20 protein-coding genes are annotated in these 18,979 nt (G+C 66.6%); 10 read left to right on the top strand and 10 right to left on the bottom strand.

Features of this window, described 5'->3' with window-relative positions; translation table 11 throughout:
- Positions 1-9: 9 nt before the first annotated feature.
- Complete coding sequence (locus OVA13_RS14060) at positions 10-1,314, top strand: amidohydrolase (protein WP_267791090.1); 1,305 nt, start codon at positions 10-12, stop codon at positions 1,312-1,314.
- A gap of 201 nt (positions 1,315-1,515) precedes the next feature.
- Here OVA13_RS14060 and OVA13_RS14055 read toward each other — a convergent pair whose 3' ends face one another.
- On the bottom strand, positions 1,516-2,304 hold the full coding sequence (locus OVA13_RS14055) for a TSUP family transporter (protein ID WP_267791089.1): 789 nt from the start codon (positions 2,302-2,304) through the stop codon (positions 1,516-1,518).
- Positions 2,305-2,473: 169 nt separating this feature from the next.
- On the opposite strand from OVA13_RS14055, the gene OVA13_RS14050 reads away from it, so the two are divergent.
- Positions 2,474-3,799 carry a M20 family metallopeptidase gene (locus OVA13_RS14050; RefSeq protein WP_267791088.1) on the top strand — a complete coding sequence of 442 codons (1,326 nt, stop codon included), beginning with the start codon at positions 2,474-2,476 and terminating at the stop codon, positions 3,797-3,799.
- A gap of 110 nt (positions 3,800-3,909) precedes the next feature.
- Here OVA13_RS14050 and OVA13_RS14045 read toward each other — a convergent pair whose 3' ends face one another.
- The 5 genes from OVA13_RS14045 to OVA13_RS14025 all read right to left on the bottom strand — a co-directional run bounded on the left by OVA13_RS14045 (position 3,910) and on the right by OVA13_RS14025 (position 6,706).
- Positions 3,910-4,293, bottom strand: coding sequence for a YchJ family protein (locus OVA13_RS14045; protein WP_267791087.1), 384 nt, complete (start codon positions 4,291-4,293; stop codon positions 3,910-3,912).
- A gap of 143 nt (positions 4,294-4,436) precedes the next feature.
- On the bottom strand, positions 4,437-5,042 hold the full coding sequence (folE, locus tag OVA13_RS14040) for a GTP cyclohydrolase I FolE (protein WP_267791086.1): 606 nt from the start codon (positions 5,040-5,042) through the stop codon (positions 4,437-4,439).
- Positions 5,043-5,239: 197 nt separating this feature from the next.
- Complete coding sequence (locus OVA13_RS14035) at positions 5,240-5,788, bottom strand: YdeI/OmpD-associated family protein (RefSeq protein ID WP_267791085.1); 549 nt, start codon at positions 5,786-5,788, stop codon at positions 5,240-5,242.
- A 62-nt stretch (positions 5,789-5,850) separates the two neighbouring features.
- A complete protein-coding gene (locus tag OVA13_RS14030) occupies positions 5,851-6,345 on the bottom strand; it encodes a DUF421 domain-containing protein (RefSeq protein WP_267791084.1) in 495 nt (164 codons plus the stop codon).
- 19 nt (positions 6,346-6,364) lie between these two features.
- Entirely contained in the window at positions 6,365-6,706 is a 342-nt protein-coding gene (locus tag OVA13_RS14025) for a cupin domain-containing protein (RefSeq protein ID WP_267791083.1), read from the bottom strand.
- Positions 6,707-6,915: 209 nt separating this feature from the next.
- On the opposite strand from OVA13_RS14025, the gene OVA13_RS14020 reads away from it, so the two are divergent.
- On the top strand, positions 6,916-7,374 hold the full coding sequence (locus OVA13_RS14020; protein WP_267793539.1) for a LuxR family transcriptional regulator: 459 nt from the start codon (positions 6,916-6,918) through the stop codon (positions 7,372-7,374).
- A gap of 46 nt (positions 7,375-7,420) precedes the next feature.
- Here OVA13_RS14020 and OVA13_RS14015 read toward each other — a convergent pair whose 3' ends face one another.
- Positions 7,421-7,921, bottom strand: coding sequence for a M48 metallopeptidase family protein (locus OVA13_RS14015; RefSeq protein ID WP_267791082.1), 501 nt, complete (start codon positions 7,919-7,921; stop codon positions 7,421-7,423).
- Positions 7,922-7,996: 75 nt separating this feature from the next.
- Between OVA13_RS14015 and OVA13_RS14010 the strand changes: the two genes are divergently transcribed.
- Together OVA13_RS14010 and OVA13_RS14005 are read left to right on the top strand one after the other, a co-directional pair.
- Positions 7,997-8,545, top strand: a complete 549-nt coding sequence (locus OVA13_RS14010; RefSeq protein ID WP_267791081.1) for a DUF2058 domain-containing protein — start codon at positions 7,997-7,999, stop codon at positions 8,543-8,545.
- Positions 8,546-8,582: 37 nt separating this feature from the next.
- Positions 8,583-9,707, top strand: coding sequence for an alpha/beta hydrolase family protein (locus OVA13_RS14005; RefSeq protein WP_267791080.1), 1,125 nt, complete (start codon positions 8,583-8,585; stop codon positions 9,705-9,707).
- A 188-nt stretch (positions 9,708-9,895) separates the two neighbouring features.
- Here OVA13_RS14005 and OVA13_RS14000 read toward each other — a convergent pair whose 3' ends face one another.
- Entirely contained in the window at positions 9,896-10,927 is a 1,032-nt protein-coding gene (locus OVA13_RS14000) for a LysR substrate-binding domain-containing protein (protein WP_267791079.1), read from the bottom strand.
- On the opposite strand from OVA13_RS14000, the gene OVA13_RS13995 reads away from it, so the two are divergent.
- Both OVA13_RS13995 and OVA13_RS13990 read left to right on the top strand, forming a co-directional pair.
- Complete coding sequence (locus OVA13_RS13995) at positions 10,926-11,324, top strand: RidA family protein (RefSeq protein WP_267791078.1); 399 nt, start codon at positions 10,926-10,928, stop codon at positions 11,322-11,324. The genes OVA13_RS14000 and OVA13_RS13995 overlap by 2 nt on opposite strands.
- Positions 11,321-12,472 carry an NADH:flavin oxidoreductase gene (locus tag OVA13_RS13990; protein ID WP_267791077.1) on the top strand — a complete coding sequence of 384 codons (1,152 nt, stop codon included), beginning with the start codon at positions 11,321-11,323 and terminating at the stop codon, positions 12,470-12,472. The genes OVA13_RS13995 and OVA13_RS13990 overlap by 4 nt, the downstream gene beginning before the upstream one ends.
- A 450-nt stretch (positions 12,473-12,922) precedes the next feature.
- Here the strand turns inward: OVA13_RS13990 and OVA13_RS13985 are convergent, their stop codons facing one another.
- On the bottom strand, positions 12,923-15,727 hold the full coding sequence (locus OVA13_RS13985) for a PAS domain-containing hybrid sensor histidine kinase/response regulator (protein WP_267791076.1): 2,805 nt from the start codon (positions 15,725-15,727) through the stop codon (positions 12,923-12,925).
- 166 nt (positions 15,728-15,893) lie between these two features.
- Here OVA13_RS13985 and OVA13_RS13980 point away from each other — a divergent pair, with 166 nt between their 5' ends.
- On the top strand, positions 15,894-16,241 hold the full coding sequence (locus OVA13_RS13980; RefSeq protein ID WP_267791075.1) for a response regulator: 348 nt from the start codon (positions 15,894-15,896) through the stop codon (positions 16,239-16,241).
- Positions 16,242-16,302: 61 nt separating this feature from the next.
- On the opposite strand, the gene OVA13_RS13975 is transcribed toward OVA13_RS13980, so the two are convergent.
- A complete protein-coding gene (locus OVA13_RS13975) occupies positions 16,303-17,091 on the bottom strand; it encodes a glutaredoxin family protein (RefSeq protein ID WP_267791074.1) in 789 nt (262 codons plus the stop codon).
- A gap of 74 nt (positions 17,092-17,165) precedes the next feature.
- On the opposite strand from OVA13_RS13975, the gene OVA13_RS13970 reads away from it, so the two are divergent.
- Positions 17,166-17,549, top strand: coding sequence for a MerR family transcriptional regulator (locus tag OVA13_RS13970; protein WP_267791073.1), 384 nt, complete (start codon positions 17,166-17,168; stop codon positions 17,547-17,549).
- Between the two features lie 439 nt (positions 17,550-17,988).
- Positions 17,989-18,771 carry an autotransporter outer membrane beta-barrel domain-containing protein gene (locus OVA13_RS13965; protein ID WP_324288215.1) on the top strand — a complete coding sequence of 261 codons (783 nt, stop codon included), beginning with the start codon at positions 17,989-17,991 and terminating at the stop codon, positions 18,769-18,771.
- Positions 18,772-18,979: the final 208 nt, after the last annotated feature.

The raw sequence follows: 18,979 nt of genomic DNA, 5'->3' as shown, positions 1-18,979 counted from the left end.
GAACACGCCATGCCCAGGATCCTGCCCCCGCTGCTGCCCGCCGCCCTGCTGGGGCTTGCACTGGTCGCGCCCGCGCAGGCCCAGCACGCCACCGCGCAGGCCGCGCTGCAGAAGGCGCAGCCGCAGCTGGTCGCCTGGCGCCGCGACCTGCACCAGCATCCGGAACTGGGCGAACAGGAAGTGCGCACCGCCAAGCGCGTCGCCGACCACCTGCGCTCGCTGGGCCTGACGGTCCGCACCGGCGTCGGCAAGACCGGCGTGGTCGCCGTGCTGAAGGGCGCGAAGCCCGGCCCGCGCATCGCGCTGCGTGCCGACATGGACGCGCTGCCGGTCACCGAACAGACCGGCCTGCCGTTCGCCTCGAAGGTCAAGGCCGACTACCGCGGCCAGCCGGTCGGCGTGATGCATGCCTGCGGGCACGATGCGCACGTCGCCATCCTGATGGGCGTGGCGCAGGCGCTGGTCGCCGCGAAGGACGAACTGGCGGGCGAAGTGATGTTCGTCTTCCAGCCGGCCGAGGAAGGTCCACCGGTGGCCGGAGAGGTGTTCGGCGCGGCGCTGATGCTGCAGGAGGGCGTGTTCAAGGACTTCACGCCCGATGCCGTGTTCGGCCTGCACGTCTGGGCCGGCCTGCCGGTGGGCAGCGTGGGCTACCGCAGCGGACCGCTGCTCGCGGCGGCAGACGAGTGGTCGCTGGTGGTGAAAGGCAAGCAGACGCACGGTTCGCGTCCGTGGGACGGCGTGGACCCGATCACCCTGGGCGCGCAGATCCTGCTGGGCACGCAGAGCATGATCGCGCGGCAGGTGAACATCGCCACCAGCCCGGTGGTGCTGACGGCGGGCCAGTTCCAGGCCGGCGTGCGCTTCAACATCATCCCGGACGAAGCGAAACTCGTGGGCACGCTGCGCACCTTCGACCCGGCCGTGCGCGAGGACGTGATCGCACGCTTCCGCCGTATCGCCGACGACTACAGCCATGCCAGCGGCGGCAGCGCCGAGCTGAAGGTGGCCAACAACGCGCCGGCCACCATCAACCAGCCCGCGCTCACCCAGCGCGTGCGGCCTTCGCTGGAAAAGGCGGTCGGCGTGGCGAACGTGGTGGAGATGCCACTGGTGACGGTGGCCGAGGACTTTTCGCAGTTCGCCAACACGGTGCCGGGCTTCTATTTCTTCGTCGGCGCGACCTCGAAGGGCATCGACCCGGCCACCGCGCCGATCAACCACTCGCCGCAGTTCCTGCTGGACGAACAGGCGCTGCAGACCGGCAGCCAGGCGATGCTGCAGGTGGCGCTGGATTACCTGCGTACGCCGTAGCATTGAGGTGGGCCCCGGCCCACCTGCACGTTCGATACCGTGATGCAGACGGGGCCGTTGTAGGAGCGACGTAAGTCGCGACCGCATGAATACCGCGCGATCCAGGAATCCATGATTCGCCTGGACGATGGAGGCGCTTGTCATCACGTCCCCGTAGACGCCAGCCGTGCGGTCGCGACTTACGTCGCTCCTACAAAGGGCTCAGACAGACGCCACCCACATCCGCAACGGATGCTGCGGGTCCGCCAGCAGGCGGATCGCCAGCGCGATCGACACGGTGACCAGCAGCGGCTTGATGATGCGGGCGCCCTGCTTCATCGCGAAGCGCGAGCCCAGCTGCGCGCCGAGGAACTGCCCCGCGCCCATCACCAGTCCCACCTTCCACAGCACCGCGCCGAACGCCACGAACACCGCGAACGCGCCCAGGTTGGAACCGAAGTTGAGGAACTTGGTGTGCGCGGTGGCCTTCAGGATGCCGAAGCCCGCCAGCGCCACGAAGCCGAGCATCAGGAACGACCCCGTGCCCGGACCGAACACGCCGTCGTAGAAACCGATCACCGGCACGAAGGTCAGCCCGAACACCAGCGGGCGCATGCGCTGGTGCCGGTCCACGTGGCCGATGTCCGGCTTCAGCCCGAAGTAGATGGCAATGCCCACCAGCAGGAACGGCAACGCCAGCTTCAGCCACTCCACCGGGATGATCGTCGCCAGCAGCGCCCCGCCCACCGCGCCGAGCGCGGCGGTCAGTGCCATCGGCAGCTGGCCTTTCAGATCCACGTGGCCATGGCGCGCGTAGGCCCAGCTGGCGGAGGCCGACCCGAACAGCGACTGCAGCTTGTTGGTGCCCAGCACGTGCAGCGGCGGGATGCCGGCCAGCAGCATCGCCGGGATGGTGACCATGCCGCCGCCACCGGCGATGGCATCGATGAAGCCCGCCAGCATCGCGGCGAGGAACAGCAGCAGGAGTACCTGCAGGGCGAGGTCGGGCATGAGGACTCCAGGCGGCGAGGATGCGTTTCCGCCTGGAGACCAGCACGTGCGACGCCTGCACATTCTAGAAGCCACGGCGCTCCCGTAGGAGGGACTGTCGCTCGCGCAGCACATTCGCGCGCATGCCATTGCGGTTAGCATCGGTGCATCCCGCCTGGAGTCCGACCCGATGCGCACCGCACGCCCCCTTGCCGTTTCCCTGCTCGCTCTCGCGTGCGCACTGCCCGCCGCCGCGCAGGAAGCTGCGCCCACGCAACGGCCGGAAGTCGTCGCCGCCGGCAAGGCCATGCAGCAGCAGGTGATCGACTGGCGCCGGCACTTCCACCAGTACCCGGAACTCTCCAACCGCGAGGAACAGACCGCCAGGCGCGTCGCCGAGGAACTGCGCAAGCTGGGCCTGCAGCCGCGCACCGGCATCGCACGGCACGGCGTCACCGCGGTGATCAAGGGCGGCAGGCCCGGCCCGCGCATCGCGCTGCGCGCCGACATGGACGCGCTGCCGGTGACCGAGCGCAACAGTCTGCCGTTCGCATCGAAAGCCACCTCCACCTACCGCGGCGAGACCGTCGGCGTGATGCACGCCTGCGGCCACGACGCGCACACCGGCATCCTGCTGGGCGTGGCGAAGGCCCTGGTCGGCATGCAGGACACCTTGCCGGGCGAAGTACTGCTGGTGTTCCAGCCCGCCGAGGAAGGCGCACCGGCCGGTGAAGAGGGCGGTGCCTCGCAGATGCTGGCCGAAGGCGTGTTCAAGGACTTCAAGCCCGAGGCGGTGTTCGGCCTGCACGTGTTCTCGTCGATCCCGGTCGGCCAGATCGGCGTGCGCCAGGGGCCGCTGATGGCGGCCTCGGACAGCTTCACGCTGAAGGTCATCGGCCGGCAGACGCACGGCTCGCGGCCGTGGGGCGGCGTGGACCCGATCGTCGCGATGGCCGACGTGATCGGCACCACCCAGACCATCGTCAGCCGCCGGACGGACATCTCGAAGCTGCCGGCGGTGGTCAGCTTCGGTGCCATCAAGGGCGGCATCCGCTACAACATCATTCCCGACGACGTGGAAGTGGTCGGCACCATCCGCACCTTCGACGAAGGCATGCGGCAGAAGATCTTCGCCGACCTGAAGAACGTCGCCACCCACGTCAGCGCCGCGCACGGCGCGAAGGTCGAAGCCAGCGTGCCCGACAACGACGGCAACCCCGTCACCGTCAACAACCCGGAACTCACCGCCCGCATGCTGCCCAGCCTGCAGGCCGCGGTGGGCGCGGACAACGTCATCACCCCGGGCCTGCAGATGGGCGCGGAGGACTTTTCGTTCTACGCGCGCGAAGTGCCATCGATGTTCTTCTTCGTCGGCAGCACGTCCAAGGGCATCGACCCGGTCACCGCGCCCAGCAACCACTCGCCAGAGTTCATGCTCGACGAAGCCTCGCTCGACGTGGGCCTGCGCGCCCTGCTGCAGGTGACGCTGGATTACCTGGACAAGCCCAAGGGCTGAAAACCGCGCCGGACGGATGACGCCAACGGACACATCCGGGTAACACGGCACCGACGTCTCCACTGCCCCCGGGTGCGCTGTGCTTACCCGGGCTACGGCCCGGGTGATGATCAACGATGCTCGCCATCCACATACAGCCAGCGTCCGTCGAGGCGGACGAAGCGGCTGCGTTCGTGCAGGCGCACCGCGCTGCCGCCACCGACCCGGTAGCGGGCGATGAATTCCACTTCGGCGGTATCCGGCCCGGTGACGCGGTGCTGCTTCACCGTCAGCCCCAGCCACGTGGTGGTGGGCGCGCCGTCCGCATCCAGCCCGAGCTCGGCCGGGCAGGTGTCCGGATGCCAGCTGGCGCGCAGGTAAGCGGCATCGCGCAGCACGAACGCGCTGTAGCGTGAACGCATCAGCGCTTCGGCATCCGGCGCGGCTTCACCGGCGTGGTAGCGGCCGCAACAGGCGGCGTAGTCGCGGCCGGTGCCGCAGGGGCAGGGGTTCATTGCGGCGCCCTTTGTAGGAGCGACGTGAGTCGCGACCGTGCACCGTCCGGCAAGACGAAGGTCGGCATCGCTGGGTATGGAAAGCAGATGTGCGCTGACGCCATGCGGTCGCGACTCACGTCGCTCCTACAACCACCCGGCCGTCAACGCCGCCCGTTGCCGGTCTCGATGAAGCGCAGGAACTCGGTGCGCGTGCGGGCGTCCTCGCGGAACTCGCCCAGCATCTTGCTGGTGACCATGCTGACGCCGCGCTTGTGCACGCCGCGCGTGGTCATGCATTCATGCGCGCCGTCGATCACCACCGCCACGCCCCTCGGATGCAGCACGTCCTGGATGCACTGCGCGATCTGCGCGGTCAGTTTTTCCTGCACCTGGAAGCGACGCGCATACACATCCACCACGCGCGCCAGCTTGCTGATGCCCACCACCTTGCCGTTGGGCAGGTAGCCCACGTGCGCCTTGCCGATGATCGGCGCCATGTGGTGTTCGCAATGGCTTTCGAACTCGATGTCGCGCAGCACGATCATCTCGTCGTAGCCGGCGACTTCCTCGAACGTGCGCGCCAGGTATTCGCGCGGATCCATCTGGTAGCCGCTGAACCAGTCGCGGTAGGCCTTGGCCACGCGCTTGGGCGTGTCTAGCAGGCCTTCGCGCTGCGGATCTTCGCCGGCCCATTGCAGCAGCACGCGCACGGCGTCCTCCGCCTGGGCCTGGGTGATCTTGCCGGTGTCGTCGTCGGAGGTGCTCATCACGAAGATTCCTTCGGGGGGCGTGGATGGTAACCCATCGGGCTGTCGCGCTTGCCGCGGGCGGCTTGCCGGACACACCCACAGAGGCTTGCGGTGCCTGGCGTCGCAGGCATGACCGGATACGGCGCACGGTGCTTTCCGGATGCAACCGGTGGCGGATGCCGATGGCCTGGTGCGGCGGCGTGCGGCCGCGATGGCTACTCCGCCGCGTCGGGCGGGCCCATGTTGCCTTTGCTGTACATGCCGGATCGATCGAAGCAGCACGCGCGGCGCTGCCCCGAGGCCAGCTTGTCGCAGGCGGTGTCGATGCGCTTGACCCGTGTTTCGGCCTTCTTGCCCGAGGTGATCCAGTGGATCCAGTCGCGTCGCGCCACCGGCGTCAGGCTGGCCCACACCGCTTTCGCATCCGGCCGCGCGGCAAGCGCCTTGCGGACGTCCGGCGGCACGGAGGGTTCGGGTTCCTCCGCCACCGGCGCGACCTGCAGCTCGACGCTGTCGCCCGCCGCCACTCCAGCCGCCTGGTGCACGGCCTTCTCCACCTTCAACCAGTGGCTGCCTTCGCCATCGGGCTCCAGCGTGGCCTGGAACGCCTGGCCCGCCAGCGTGCCGTCCACGGTGACCATGCTGCGCGCCGGCAGTTTCCCGCTGGCCGTCTTCGGCAGCACCAGGAACAACCACGTCGCGCCCTTCGGTTCGGCAGGGCGCCGCAGCGTGGCGGTGAAGCGGATGGGGGTGGCTTGGCTCATGACGGGACGATAGTACCCAGTCCGTTATCGCGCCGTTTCCAATGGACGCCGCCGCGATGGCGTCAGTGCTCGCCCTTCCTGCCGATGAAGCTGATCTCCCCCGATGTTTCCAGCACCGCCAATTCGATCTCCGCCAGGGTCGCGTAGCCGGCGGAACGGCGTGCGATGGCGAAGTCGTGCTCGCTGACCGACTGCCGCGCCAGCTCGTCGCGGAACAGCTCGCCGTGGCGCACCAGGATCACCGGCCTGCCCTCCACCACGCGGTCGAAGCCCCGGCTGCGCGCCGACAGTTTGCCCACGCTCCAGTTGAGCGCCAGCAGCGTCGCCGCCAGGATCAGTCCGCCCAGCAGCGAAGTGTCTTCGCCGATCAGCGAGTTCTGCACGGCCGTGCCCAGCAGCACCACCACCAGCAGGTCGAACGGGGTGAACTGGCCCACCGTGCGCTTGCCGCTCAGGCGCACCAGCACCAGCACCACCACGTACACCGCGACCGCGCGCAGCACGAATTCCCACCACGGCATGCCCAGCTCGAACAGGCTGCGCGCCACGCTTTCCATCTCGTCACCTCGTTGTCTGTCAGGGTTTGCCGGCCGGCTTCTCGTCGCCGCCTGCGGTGTACGCGGGTGGTGAATAGAAATTGACCGTCTTCAGCGGCGTGCGTCCGGTCGCGCGGATCTCGTGTCGCTCACCGCGTTCGATCAGCAGCAGGCTGCCGGGTTTCAGCAGGCGGCGCGTGCCTTCGACGATGGCCACGCCCTGGCCCGCCGCGACGAACAGCCACTGGTCCGCACCGCGGTGGCGGTTGTCCGGCCCGCCTTCCTTGCCGCCGGGCCGGATGACCATCTGTGCGGCCTGCACGCCGTTGGCCTCGAACAGCGGCAGGAAGCCGATGCCCATGCGCAGGTGGCGGTATTTCATCGGACGTCTCGCAGGCGTGCTTGCATCGCACCAGCATCCGCTGCCATGCGTGCAGGCATCGTCAACGCGCCCGCACATCGCAGCGCCACGCGGGTGAACGGCGCACGTACGGCGTGCGGTATAAGGACACCTCGCACCCGGCACGCACCTGCCCGGCTACCGCGTCCCTTTCAGACGGAGGTTCCATGAAGACGATGTTCGTCGCGCTGCTGACCGCCCTTGTGCTGCAGGCCGCTCCCGCCACGGCCGCGACGCCCGCCGCGTCGCCGCTGGTGGGTCGCTGGTCGCTGGATGTCGCCACCCTGCCGATGCCACCGGAAGCACGCCCGCAGCGCGTGACGATGGAATTCGCACAACCCGACGCCGGCACATGGCGCACCCACATCGAGATCGTCGACCCGAACGGCGGCACGATGGATTCTGACGCCACGCTGGCGCTGGACGGCACGCCGGGCAGGATCACCGGCAGCTACTGGGCCGACGTGGGCACGGCGAAGATGCCGGCGCCCAACGTGGTGGTGCTGCAGCTGGCCTACCAGGGCACGCCGTCTTCGACACGCATCTACTCGGTGACGGAAGACGGCAGCACGCTGACCGAAACCAAGGCGGCGTTCCGCAAGGACGGCACCCCGTTCCTGCAGACGACCACGTTCACGCGGCTGCCGTAACGCGTCATCCGGTCCACCTGCGCGCCGCGGACGCAGGCGGCACGCGCTACCTGCCCGCCTCCATCTCCAGGTGGGTCAGGTAAAGACGCAGGTCGAACTCCAGCTGGTGGTAGTCCGGCGCCATGTGCGTGCACAGCTGGTAGAAGGCCTTGTTGTGTTCGGCTTCCTTCAGGTGTGCCAGTTCGTGCACCACGATCATCTCCAGGAAGTCGGCCGGTGCATCGCGGAAGACGGTGGCGATGCGGATCTCGCGGCTGGCCTTCAGCCGGCCACCGTGCACGCGCGAGATGGCCGTGTGCGTGCCCAGCGCGTGCTTCATCACCTGCAGCGTGCTGTCGTAGACCACCTTGCCCAGCGGCACCGCGCGCCGCAGGTGCCGGTCCTTGAGCGCCTGCACGTAGTCGTACAGCTGGCCGTCGCTGCGCACGGTGTGGCGCTGGCCGTATTTGTCGGCCAGCATCGGGCCCAGCCGGTCCTGCGCGATCAGCGCGCGCACGCGCGCCTGCAGGTCGGGCGGGTAACCGGTGAGGTACTTCAGCGCATCCATCGTGGGCGGGGCGGCAGGTGACCGGGGGGGACGGCGGGTATGATGGACCGTAAACCTCCTGCACGACACCGCGCCATGGCCAAGGGAAATCCGCTCCAGGAACAACTGCTCAAGGCCGGCCTGGTCAAGAAGTCCAAGCTGGCCGAAGTCGCGCGCGAGCAGAACAAGGCGCGCCACGGCAAGGGACCGGCCGCGCCCAACGAGATCCAGCGCGAGGCCGAGCGGGTACGCGCCGAGAAGGCCGAACGCGACCGCGCCATCGAAGCCGAACGCAAGGCGCAGGCACGCGCCGCGGAACTTCGCGCGCAGGCGCGGCAGATCATCGAAGACCGCAAGGTGCCGCGCACGGGCGAGGTCGAGTACCGCTTCACCGCCCACGGCGCCATCCGCACCGTGCTGGTCAACGACGACCTGCGCAGGAAGCTGTCGGCCGGCGCGCTGGTGATCGTGCAGGTGGACGACCGCTACGAACTGCTGCCGCGCGTGGCCGCGGACAAGGTGCGCGAACGCGACGCCGGCATGATCGTGCTCGACCACGGCCAGGGCACCGGGACCGAGGCCGCCACTTCCGAAGACGATGCGTACTACGCGCAGTTCCAGGTACCCGACGACCTGATGTGGTGACGGCGCGGGCCGCACCGTTTCGACAAGGAGTTCCTTCATGCGTCTGCACCGCCTGCTGACCTGCCTGCCATTCGCGCTGTTGCTGGCGTTGCCGCCGGCCCACGCCATCGACGCGTCGACGGCGGTGTCATCGCCGGTGGAAGACACCGGCACGCTGGCCGCCGCGCCGTACCGCATCGATATCCCCGCCGACTGGAATGGCGAACTGGTCATGCTGGTGCACGGCTTCGAGCCGGTCGGTGTGCCACGCACGTCGCCGTGGCCGGCGAACGAGGCCACGCCGGTGTTCCTGTCGCAGGGGTACGCGGTGGCGCAGAGCGGGTTCGCCACGCAGGGCTGGGCGGTACGCGACGGCATCGCCGACACCGAGCGCCTGCGCGCGCATTTCGTCCAGCGCCATGGCCTGCCGCGGCGCAGCTGGCTGGTCGGTTTCTCGATGGGTGGCGGCATCGCGGTGGCCAGTCTCGAGCAGCAGCCGGCGCAGTACGACGGCGCGCTGTCGCTGTGCGGCGCCAACGTGCCGGGCGCGGTGCTGGCGGAAGAACTGTTCACCACGCTGGTGGCGTTCGACACCCTGTTCCCCGGCGCGGCGGGGGTGCCGGATGGCGGGCTGTCCGGCCCGGGGGCAACCGCACTGGGCCAGATGGAGGTCATGAACGCCGTCGCCGCCGCCCTGCCCGGCAACGCGGACGCCGCCGCGACGCTGGCCAGGCACCTGCAGGTGCCGGTCGAGGCCGTGCCCGGCATCGTCAGCCTGCATGCGCTGGTGTTCAACGACGTGCGCCGCCGTGCGGGCGGCATGCCGGTGGACAACACGCGTACGGTGTATGTGGGGCTGGGCGATGACGCGGCGTTCAACGCCGCCGCACCGCGCCATGCGGGCGATGCGGCGGCGATGGCCTATGCGGCGACCGCGCCGGCGCTGAACGGGCAGCTGCGCAAGCCGCTGGTCATCCAGTACAACGCGGGCGACCCGACCATCACGCCGCGGTGGCAGGCGATCTACGCGGGCCTGGTACGCCCGGGCGAGGGCGTCATCGCACCGCGGGTGCTGCCCGATGCGGGCGAAGGGCATTGCGGCTTTTCACCGCAGCAGATCGGCGAGGCGTTCCGCACGCTGACGGCGTGGGTGGTCTCGGGGAAGCGGCCGGGCGGGGAGTGAAGGGTGGCGGGTAGTGCCCACCGGGAATGGTGTGAGCGGGGTGAGCACGACAGGTGGATCAGCCTGCGAACCCCGGCATCGGGACAACCAGGTCGCCGCGTTGCTGGGGTTCGTTGCGCTCACCCCGCCCCATGCGCGCGCTGTCCGCATGTCCGCGGTCGGCCCGAAGCAGTCGCCAGGATTTGAATCTATCGCTCCGTCGGCACGCAGTGGCGAAGCCAATCCATCACTGCGGTCACTGCGGCGCCGGGGCTGCTTTGCTCTCGCGTCACCAAGTGATAGGTGTAACCGGAAATCGCAGGCCCGAAAGGCTGTATCAGTCGCGCGGCGGCGATTTCATCGGCTACAAGTGCTTGGCTCAACAGCGCGATGCCCTGTCCCGCTACCGCCGCTTGGATCGCATGGCTCTCATCGGAATAGCGCAACTCAGCCTGGGTCGTGGGAAGCGCGATCCCGGCTTCTGCATGCCACTTCGTCCAGGTTGGGTTGTCCGGGGACGCTTTCTGCCAGTCGAAATGAATCAGCGGGTACGCCGCCATGTCCTGGTACGAGCGCACCTGGAGCATCGGATTGATCACCGGGATATAGGTGTCTGCGAAGAGGACGTCGCTGCGGTTACCGGGATAGGGTCCCCTGCCGTAGCGGATGGCGATGTCGAATGCATGGCTTGCCAAGTCCACCACGGCGTCCGAGGCGTGCAGCTGCAGATCGATGTCCGGATGCTCGGCACGGAAGCTCGCCACGCGGGGCACCAGCCACTTCGCGACGAACGCATTGGTCGCGGAAATGGTGACTCGTTCGCGCTCGGCCGGCGTCATCAGCCGGCGGATGGCGACATCGAACATGTCAAAGCCCTGCTGGAGCACCGGGTACAGCTGCAGACCGGCAGGGGTGAGCGATACCTGCCTCACCTGGCGATCGAACAGCCGAACCCCGAGATGGTCCTCGAGCGCCCGGATCCGATGGCTCACCGCCGTGGGCGTGACCGCAAGCTCGGCCGCCGCCTGCTTGAAGCTGCCATGGCGCGCCGCCGCCTCGAAGGCGCGCAGCGTGGACAGGGGCGGCAGGCGGCGGGCAGGCGATGTCATGGATGCATGAATATCATCTATCGCGTGATGAATGATCGTTTGTCGGCATATTTTCCGCGGATCAAGATGCATGCCCCCGGGATAGTGATGAATCCACATCACCCGGATAGCAGCCACCAAGGAACCGACCATGCGCGAACGCATCACCACCGACCCCGACCACTACGCCCCGTACCTGCTTTCCCAGGGCATCCGATTCGGCGACCTGCTCTTCATCTCCGGCCAGGCCGCCGGGGGCCTGGACGGGAAGATCGTCTCCCGCGACTTCCTGACCCAGGGCCGCCAGGCCTTCGCCAATCTGTCGCGTGCACTGGAGGCTGGCGGCTCGAGCCTGCATGACGTCATCAAGGTCACCATTTTCGTCACCGATATGGGGCACTTCCAGGACGTGGTGCAGTTGCGGCGCGAGTTCTTCTCCGCGCCGTATCCGGCGGACACCATCGCCGAGATCAAGGCCCTGTATGACCCCAAGGCCATGATCGAGGTCGAGGCGATTGCCGCGGTCACCCAGGGAAAGGCGCCGGCATGAGCGTCCTTGACCGCCCCCCGCAGACCGCGCCCAACGCGGAGGCGCTGCTGGCCCCTCATATGCTCGGCCAGCTCACGTTACGCAACCGCCTGGCCGTAGCGCCGATGACCCGCGTCACCGCGACCCCGGATGGCTTCCCTACCGAGGCGATGGCGCGCTACTACGAAGGTTTCGCGAAGGGTGGCTTCGGCCTGGTGATCAGCGAAGGCCTCTACACCGACACCGCGTTCGCGCAGGGCTACCTCAACCAGCCGGGCCTCGCTGATGACCGCCAGGCCCGTGCCTGGGCGCCCATCACGGCCGTCGTTCAAGCGAACGGCGCCCGGATGGTCGCCCAGCTGATGCATGCCGGCGCACTGCGCCAGGGCAACCGCTTCCGTGACCATGCTGTCGCACCCTCGGCCATCCAGCCAAAGGGGCAACAGATGGCGTTCTACTACGGCCAGGGAGCCTATGCCCTGCCACGGCAGATCACCGAGGAAGAGATCGAGGACGCCATCGCGGGTTTCGCACAGAGCGCCCGACGCGCGGTGGAAATCGCCGGCTTTGATGCCATCGAGATTCACGGCGCCAACGGCTACCTGCTCGATCAGTTCCTGACCGCCGACACCAACCAGCGCACCGACCATTGGGGGGGCGGTGTGAATGAGCGTACGAGGCTGCTGGTGGCGGTCGTCCAGCGCGTGAAGGAAGCCGTGGCCGGCCGAGCGCCGGTGGGCATCCGCATTTCACAGGGCAAGGTCAACGACTTCCACGCGAAGTGGGGCGGTGGCGAGGGCGATGCCAAGGTCGTGTTCGAGGCGCTCGCCGATGCTGGCGTTGATTTCCTGCACGTCACCGAGTTCCAGGCATGGCAACCCGCATTTGAAGGAAATACGGCCACACTCGCGAACCTGGCCAAGCGCCATGCACCGGCAGTGCCGTTGATCGTCAACGGCAGTCTGCACGAACAGGGCCGCGCGAGCGCTGCACTCCACGCCGGTGCCGATATCGTCGCCATGGGGCGCGGCGCGCTGGTCAATCCGGACATGCCGCGATTGCTTCAGAGAGGATTGCCGCTACGCGAGTTCGACAACGCCATTCTTGGTCCGATCGCAGACATAAAGCAGTCGGAGCTGGCGCTCAGAGCTCAATCGGTCAGCGGATGACCGCGATAAGCAGGGACTGAGTCGATGTCCGCTTCGGTCGGAAGCGGCCGGCGACGATGCGCCCGTCATCGCCCCGCCGAAGTGAGTGCCTGTACAGGTCGGCCGCGGCTTCAGGCGGTGAGCCCAGCAGACGCGTCGGTACATCCAGAAGAGGCTGCCTTAGCGGGCGCCGGCCCGACGCCCATCCGTCCCCGGGATTCAGCCGGAAAGCCACGTCGCCTTGGGCGCGCATGGGAGGACAGCATGGCCGCATCACCCTCAAGACTTACGTACTGAATGAAAGAAGATTCACGCGGTCCATTACCTGATGTGCCGTGGTTTCTCGAATCAACTGACGGTCATGCAATCCGGCCAACTACCAAGCGCTGTCAGGACGGCATCGACACATTGTCTCGCCGATCGGTTCAGTTAATCGCGGAAGCGGACATCGCCTGACAAAACCCCAACTTACTAGGGAAGGTCTTTCTTCGCGGGCATTTCCAGCACTTCGCGCACGCGCGAAGCAAGCTCCTGAAGCGTGAAAGGCTTTCCGATCAGGTTGACGCCAGGGTCCAGCACGCCGTTGTGGACGACGGCGTTGCGGCTGTAGCCGGTGGTGAAGAGCACCCTCAGGTTCGGCCAGCGCCTGCAGGCTTCGTCGGCCAGCTTGCGTCCGTTTGTTTCCGGCATCACCACGTCGGTGAACAGCAGGCTGATGGAGGGTTCGGCTTCGAGGATGCGTAGCGCCGCCGCCGCACTGTCAGCGGAGAAAACGTGGTACCCCAGTTCCGTCAGCGCTTCCACGGAGAACTGCCGCACTGCCGGTTCGTCCTCCACGACCAGGATGACCTCCTGGAGCTCGCCGCGGGGAACCGGATTCACGCTGGCCGTGATGTCCGGCAGCGCATCTGCGCCGAGCTGGCGTGGCAGATATACCTTCACCGTGGTACCACTGCCGACTTCGGAATAGATCTTCACGTGTCCGCCGGACTGCTTCACGAAACCGTAGACCTGGGACAGGCCCAGGCCGGTCCCCCGCCCCACTTCCTTCGTCGTGAAGAACGGATCGAATGCCTTCGCGATGACGTCGGCCGGCATGCCAGCGCCCGTGTCGGACACCGCGATGAGGACGTACTGTCCCGGTGCGATGCCCGGATGACCCTCCGTGTACCCATGGTCAAGGTGGCAGTTGGCGGTTTCCACGGTGACGCGCCCACCGCCTGGCATCGCATCGCGTGCATTCACCGCCAGGTTGAGAATGACGTGCTCAAGCTGGTTGGGATCGGCATGGATCCTCCAGAGACCGCCTGCCAGCACGGTCTCGAGGCGCACGTCACGACCCAGCGAGTGGCTCAGCAGGTCCGACATGCCTGCGACAAGCTTGTTCGCATCCAGCGATTCGGGCTGCAACGGCTGTTGGCGCGAGAATGCGAGCAACCTTTGGGTGAGCTGCGCGGCACGGCGCGCCGCGTCCATGGCAATGTCCACGTAGCGCCTGGCGCGGGCATCCTCCGCATCCAGCCGGCCCACCAACAGGTCGAGCGGGCCAACGATCGCGGCCAGCATGTTGTTGAAATCGTGCGCGATACCGCCGGTCAGCTGGCCGACAGCCTCCATTTTCTGGCTCTGCCGAAGCGCATCTTCCACGCGTGTACGCTCGGCGACCTCTTCAGCGACGCGGCTCTCGAGGCGCTCGTTGAGCTCCCTGAGCTGCGTTTCCGCGGCCTTTCGTGCGGTGACATCAATGGCGACACCCACGACTCGCGTACAGCGGTTCCCATCAAACAGGCCCCGGCCCTTGGCGGCGACCCAGCGTGTGACGCCGTCTTCCTTGCCGATCGTGCGGTACTCCACATCGTAGAGCGCACGCTTCCCGGGGTCGGCCGCAGCCGCGAACGCCACACTGGTCTTCTGCAGGTCTTCCGGATGCAGGCCGGCGTAGAAGTCCGCCATCGAGCAAGGCACATGCGGGGAGATACCGAACATGGCTTTCGTCCGCGCAGGCCAGATGAGCAGGTCGTTGACCAGATCCACGTCCCAGAAGCCGATGTCGGACGCTTCCGTCGCCAGCCGTAGGCGTTCTTCGCTCTCCGCCAGGGCGGCTTGGGCCGCTTTCCGAACACTCAGGTCGAGCATCGCCCCGATCATCCGAATGGGTTCACCGTCAGGCCCGCGCAACACCGTACCGCGATCCAGGATGTCGGCGTACCCGCCATCTGCCCGGCGGAAACGGTATTCCGCTGACCAGGCTTGTCCGGCGTGATCGATCACCGCATGGATGCTGTCGCCGACCCGAACGCGGTCATCGGGATGGATGTGGTCCAACCACCACTGCGCAGTGCTCTCCAGCCGGTCGTGGCCGAACAGTGTGCCAAGCGCCTCGTTCCAGACCACATGGCCATCAGCCAACCGCCAATCCCAGATGGCGTCGCTGGTGGCGAGTGCAGCAAGGCGGTAGCGCTCTTCGATTTCACGATGACTGGCTTCGACGGCTTTCCTGTCGGTGATGTCGAGCGAGGCACCGATCAGCCCTACGACCTGTCCCTGCGCGTCACGCAGCGGCGCCTTCGTCGACAGCCAGAAGGCCCTTTTACCGTCGGGATAGTTCACCTCCTCTTCCAACTGCTCGATCTGGCCTGACGCCATGATGCGTGCGTCCGCTGCCATGATGGCCGCGGCCTGTACCGGGTTGTCGAGCAATTCGGCGTCCGTGCGACCGAGATACTCTTCGGGTGGTCTGCCGATCAGATCCGTGGTTCCGCGATTGCCGATCAGCAGTCGACCCTGCCGGTCCTTCGCGTAGACGACGCCGGGCACGGCCTCCACGAACGTGTTGAGCATGCTCTCCGCCCGGTCCCGGGCTTCTTCGACACGCCGCTTTTCGCTGACGTCGATCAGTACGCCAGGGAAGCTGATGGCCGCGCCGCTCGCATCCAGATGGACCCATCCCCGCGCTTCGACCCAGCGCCACTCGTTGGCTCCGCGCCGGGTCCGATACTGATGGACATACTGTCCGCCGCACGACATCGCGTTCCGGATGGCCGCTTCGAGACCGGGCTGATCATCGGGGTGGACGGACTGGATCAGATCCTGCAACTTCCAGCGTCCGCCTGTCGGTTCAAAACCGAAGGTCTGCTCCAGCGCGGGGTCCACCGTGACGGTGTCGGACCTCACGTCCCAGAACCAGGTTCCGATGATGGCGCCGGCCGCCAGCGCAACGCGGACGCGCTCGCTGTCCAGCGTATCCGGCGTAATGTCGGCGGATCGATGTGGCATCGAATTCTTCCTCGGGGCGGACAGGCTCGGGGCGGGCGCATGTGGGCCGAGACCCAGGCCGCCTGCAAGCCACCGGCGCAGTCTATACGAGGTGCGCTCCTTCACACGCCTCGTTGTGCCTCAGCGTTCACGCCGACTTCGCGTGGCACTGCGGCAAAGTTCGGCCATGACAAACCTGACCATCCTTTACGTCGACGACGACGCCAAGCATCGCGAGATCGTTGCCGAAGCCCTTGGCAATGCCGGCCATTCCGTCACCCAGGCGCCCACCGCGACCGTGGCACTGGAACTGCTGCAGCGGGGACGTTACGACTGCGTGGTCACCGACTACGACATGCTGGGCGTCAGCGGCGCCAAGGTCGTACAGGAAGCGCGCAACGTGCATCCTGGCGCCACGGTTTGCGTGGTGTCAGGTCATCGCAAGGAGGACATGCAGGATCTGCCTGCCGGCACCATGTTGTTGAGAAAACCCTTCAGCGTTCCGTTCCTGCTGGATCTCCTGACGCCACGCTGAGTGCGGTTTCCGCAGAGCTGAGGCTATGTCGGCTTCCGGCCAGAAGCAGACGTTCTGGCAACTACACCGCATGTGCCCAGGCGGGCAGCAAGCTGAGTGCGCCCAACGCCATCCAGAGCGCCATGGCGACCATCATCAGGTTTTCGGTCAGCGATACGAGGCCAAGCGGCACGTTGCTCGCCCCGCCCACGCAGGCGCACTTCAGTTCGCGGCGGTCGATGTACACCGCCTTGAACACCGAAACTGCGCCGACCGTGCCGATGAACAGCGCGACTGGCACCGAGAGCCAGGTCAGCGCCCCGGCGATCATTAGAAGACCCGCCAGTCCCTCGGCGAAGGGATAGAGGTATGAATAAGGCACCCAGCGTTTTGCGAGCAGATCGTAGTTCAGGAACATCGTTGCGAAGGATTCGACGTTCTGTAGCTTGAGCAGCGCCAGAACGGCCATGCTGAAACCGATGAACCATTCGCCGGCGCGCTGTGTAAAGGGCGTGCCGTGGACCGCATGGCTCGCAGCAAGCGCCATCAGCAAGGTCATGCCGAACAGTGTGATCACTGGCAGATAACTCGTCGCCTTGGGATCGGCCACGGGCTTGCCGAAATGGCGGCGCAGGTCGTCGTAGCCGCCGATGCGCTCGCCATCGATGAAAGTTTGCGGGGTGGTCGTCACCTGATGCTCGGCCTTGAAGGCATCGACCGCCTCGCGCGTGGTCAGCCAGCGGTCGTCGACGTCGAAACCTTGGCGGCGCAGCAGATCCTTGGCTTTCAGGCCGTATGGGCAGACATGCTGCTCCATCACCATTCGATAAAGCGTTGCGCGCTTGCGGTGCGGTTGGCTTGGAGCATTCATGGTTTCCTCCAGCGGGAACTTGTTCTCGAGTGGCGGCTATCCTAAAGTCCGTACCATAGTACGGAGTCAAGCTTATGAACCTGTCGATCAAGAAGTACGCCGAAGCGGGTGGTGTCGGCGTGGAGACCATCCGCTTCTACCAGCGCAAGGGACTCCTCAATTCGCCAGAGAAAGGCGACGGCATCCGTCACTACGACGCAGCGGATGTCCGCCGCCTGCGATTCGTTCGCATGGCGCAACGAGCCGGGTTCACACTCGAAGAAATCCGGGAGTTGCTCTCGCTCGACTCAGGACAGGATCGGCAACGAGCGCGCGAACTGGCCTTGGCCAGGATTGCCAAGCTCGACAAACAGATCGTGGAGATGGAGCGGGCGCGGGATTACCTGCAAAAGCTCGCCCGGCAGTGCACCGCTAAGGCGTCCGGACCATGCCCAATCCTAGCGTCCTTCGATGGATAAGCTGCACCCGCTTTAGCATCTCGATCATTGTTCTGCTGAGGAGGAAGCCCTTAGATGCGACGACTGCTTCGGATCGGAAGCAGACGCCCCGGCATGTTGCATGGCCCTGCCTGAGCAAACGCATCTCTATCCCTCAACTTTCAAGCACCGCTCCGCTTGAAGCCAGGCGGCGTGGTTCAGTGCCGACGCAAGGGTGATCCTGAGCAGAGAGGCCACCCCTGACGCGCCTGCCATGTCCTGATCTTCCAGGACGGATCCGCGGCCCGGCCCAGCGTGGCATTGCCGACGGAGGGCAAATGCGTACAGCAACGTGGACGCGGCGTGATGAGCTCTGAAAGAGCGCTTACGTTCTTCGTCTCGTTGCATCCGCTTCCATCCCCCTTGCGTAGACCACTTGCCTACGCTGGGTAGGCGTCACCGGTTCTGATGGGAGAGGTATATGCAGATCAAACTTCTTGGCGCTGCCTTGCTGATGGCGGCAGGACCGGCATTCGCGGCAGGTCCCGAGCAGGGAAAATTCTCGATGTCGGTGTTCGGCGGCGTCGACTTTCCGGTCAGCGGCGACGTCCACTCCGGTGCCGTGGCGCCGGTGCCGGATCTCGGCCCGTTGAATCCCGCACTGGCAGGCGTCAGCGCGGAGTTGCGCATCCGCTCCCGCAGCCACGATCAGATCTACGGCAACGCTAAGTCTTATGGCCTGGAAGTAGGCTATGGACTGAGTGACCGGAGCGAAGTCTTCCTCCAGGCCAAGGAGACCAGCGCCGATGAGGGTCGCGTCCGCGTCGGTGCCGCCTACGTGCCGGCGCTCGATACCGAACTTGACGTCTTCGGCGAATTCTCGAGCTATGACGCGTACACGTGGGAGGTGGGTTACCGGCACTTCTTTGGCGACGGCGACCGGGTAAGGCCGTTCGTCGCGGCGCGACTGGGTGCCACCGAAACCGACGTCATCCGGGCCACCTTCGAGATTCCCGACGCCGCGATCACGATTCCGGATGCGCCGTTCTACGAGAAGGGCTGGGCGCTGAGCGGCGGGCTCGAGGCCGGTGCGCAGATCGCGTTCACCGAGCGCTTCAGCATGAGGCTGGCCGCAGGGGTGAACTACATCGACGATCTGTCCGACGACGATTCCGCGATCGCCGGGCTCGGCCTGGCCGCCATCAACGACACCGGCAGCCGCGTCTCGGTTCCGCTGTCGATCACCGGCCGCTGGGACTTCTGAGAACGTCCGACGGCGGGCACGGCAACGTGCCCGCCGCCCACGCCTGACGTCAGCAGCAAGGATCAAGCTGTACGGGTTCACCGCCGTTTGCACGGAAGGTTGCGCCAAGAGCCAAAGCTCAAGGTCAACCACTGACGCGACTGACAAGCCGATGCATGAGCGGACCCAGCAGCGTGCATGGCGTGCGCTCAGGGGATAGCCGCTCGGG

The organism is Pseudoxanthomonas sp. SL93 (assembly GCF_026625825.1).
Lineage (GTDB): Bacteria > Pseudomonadota > Gammaproteobacteria > Xanthomonadales > Xanthomonadaceae > Pseudoxanthomonas_A.
The sequence above is the reverse complement of the archived record's forward strand: the minus strand, read 5'-3'. Positions and strand labels throughout refer to the sequence as shown.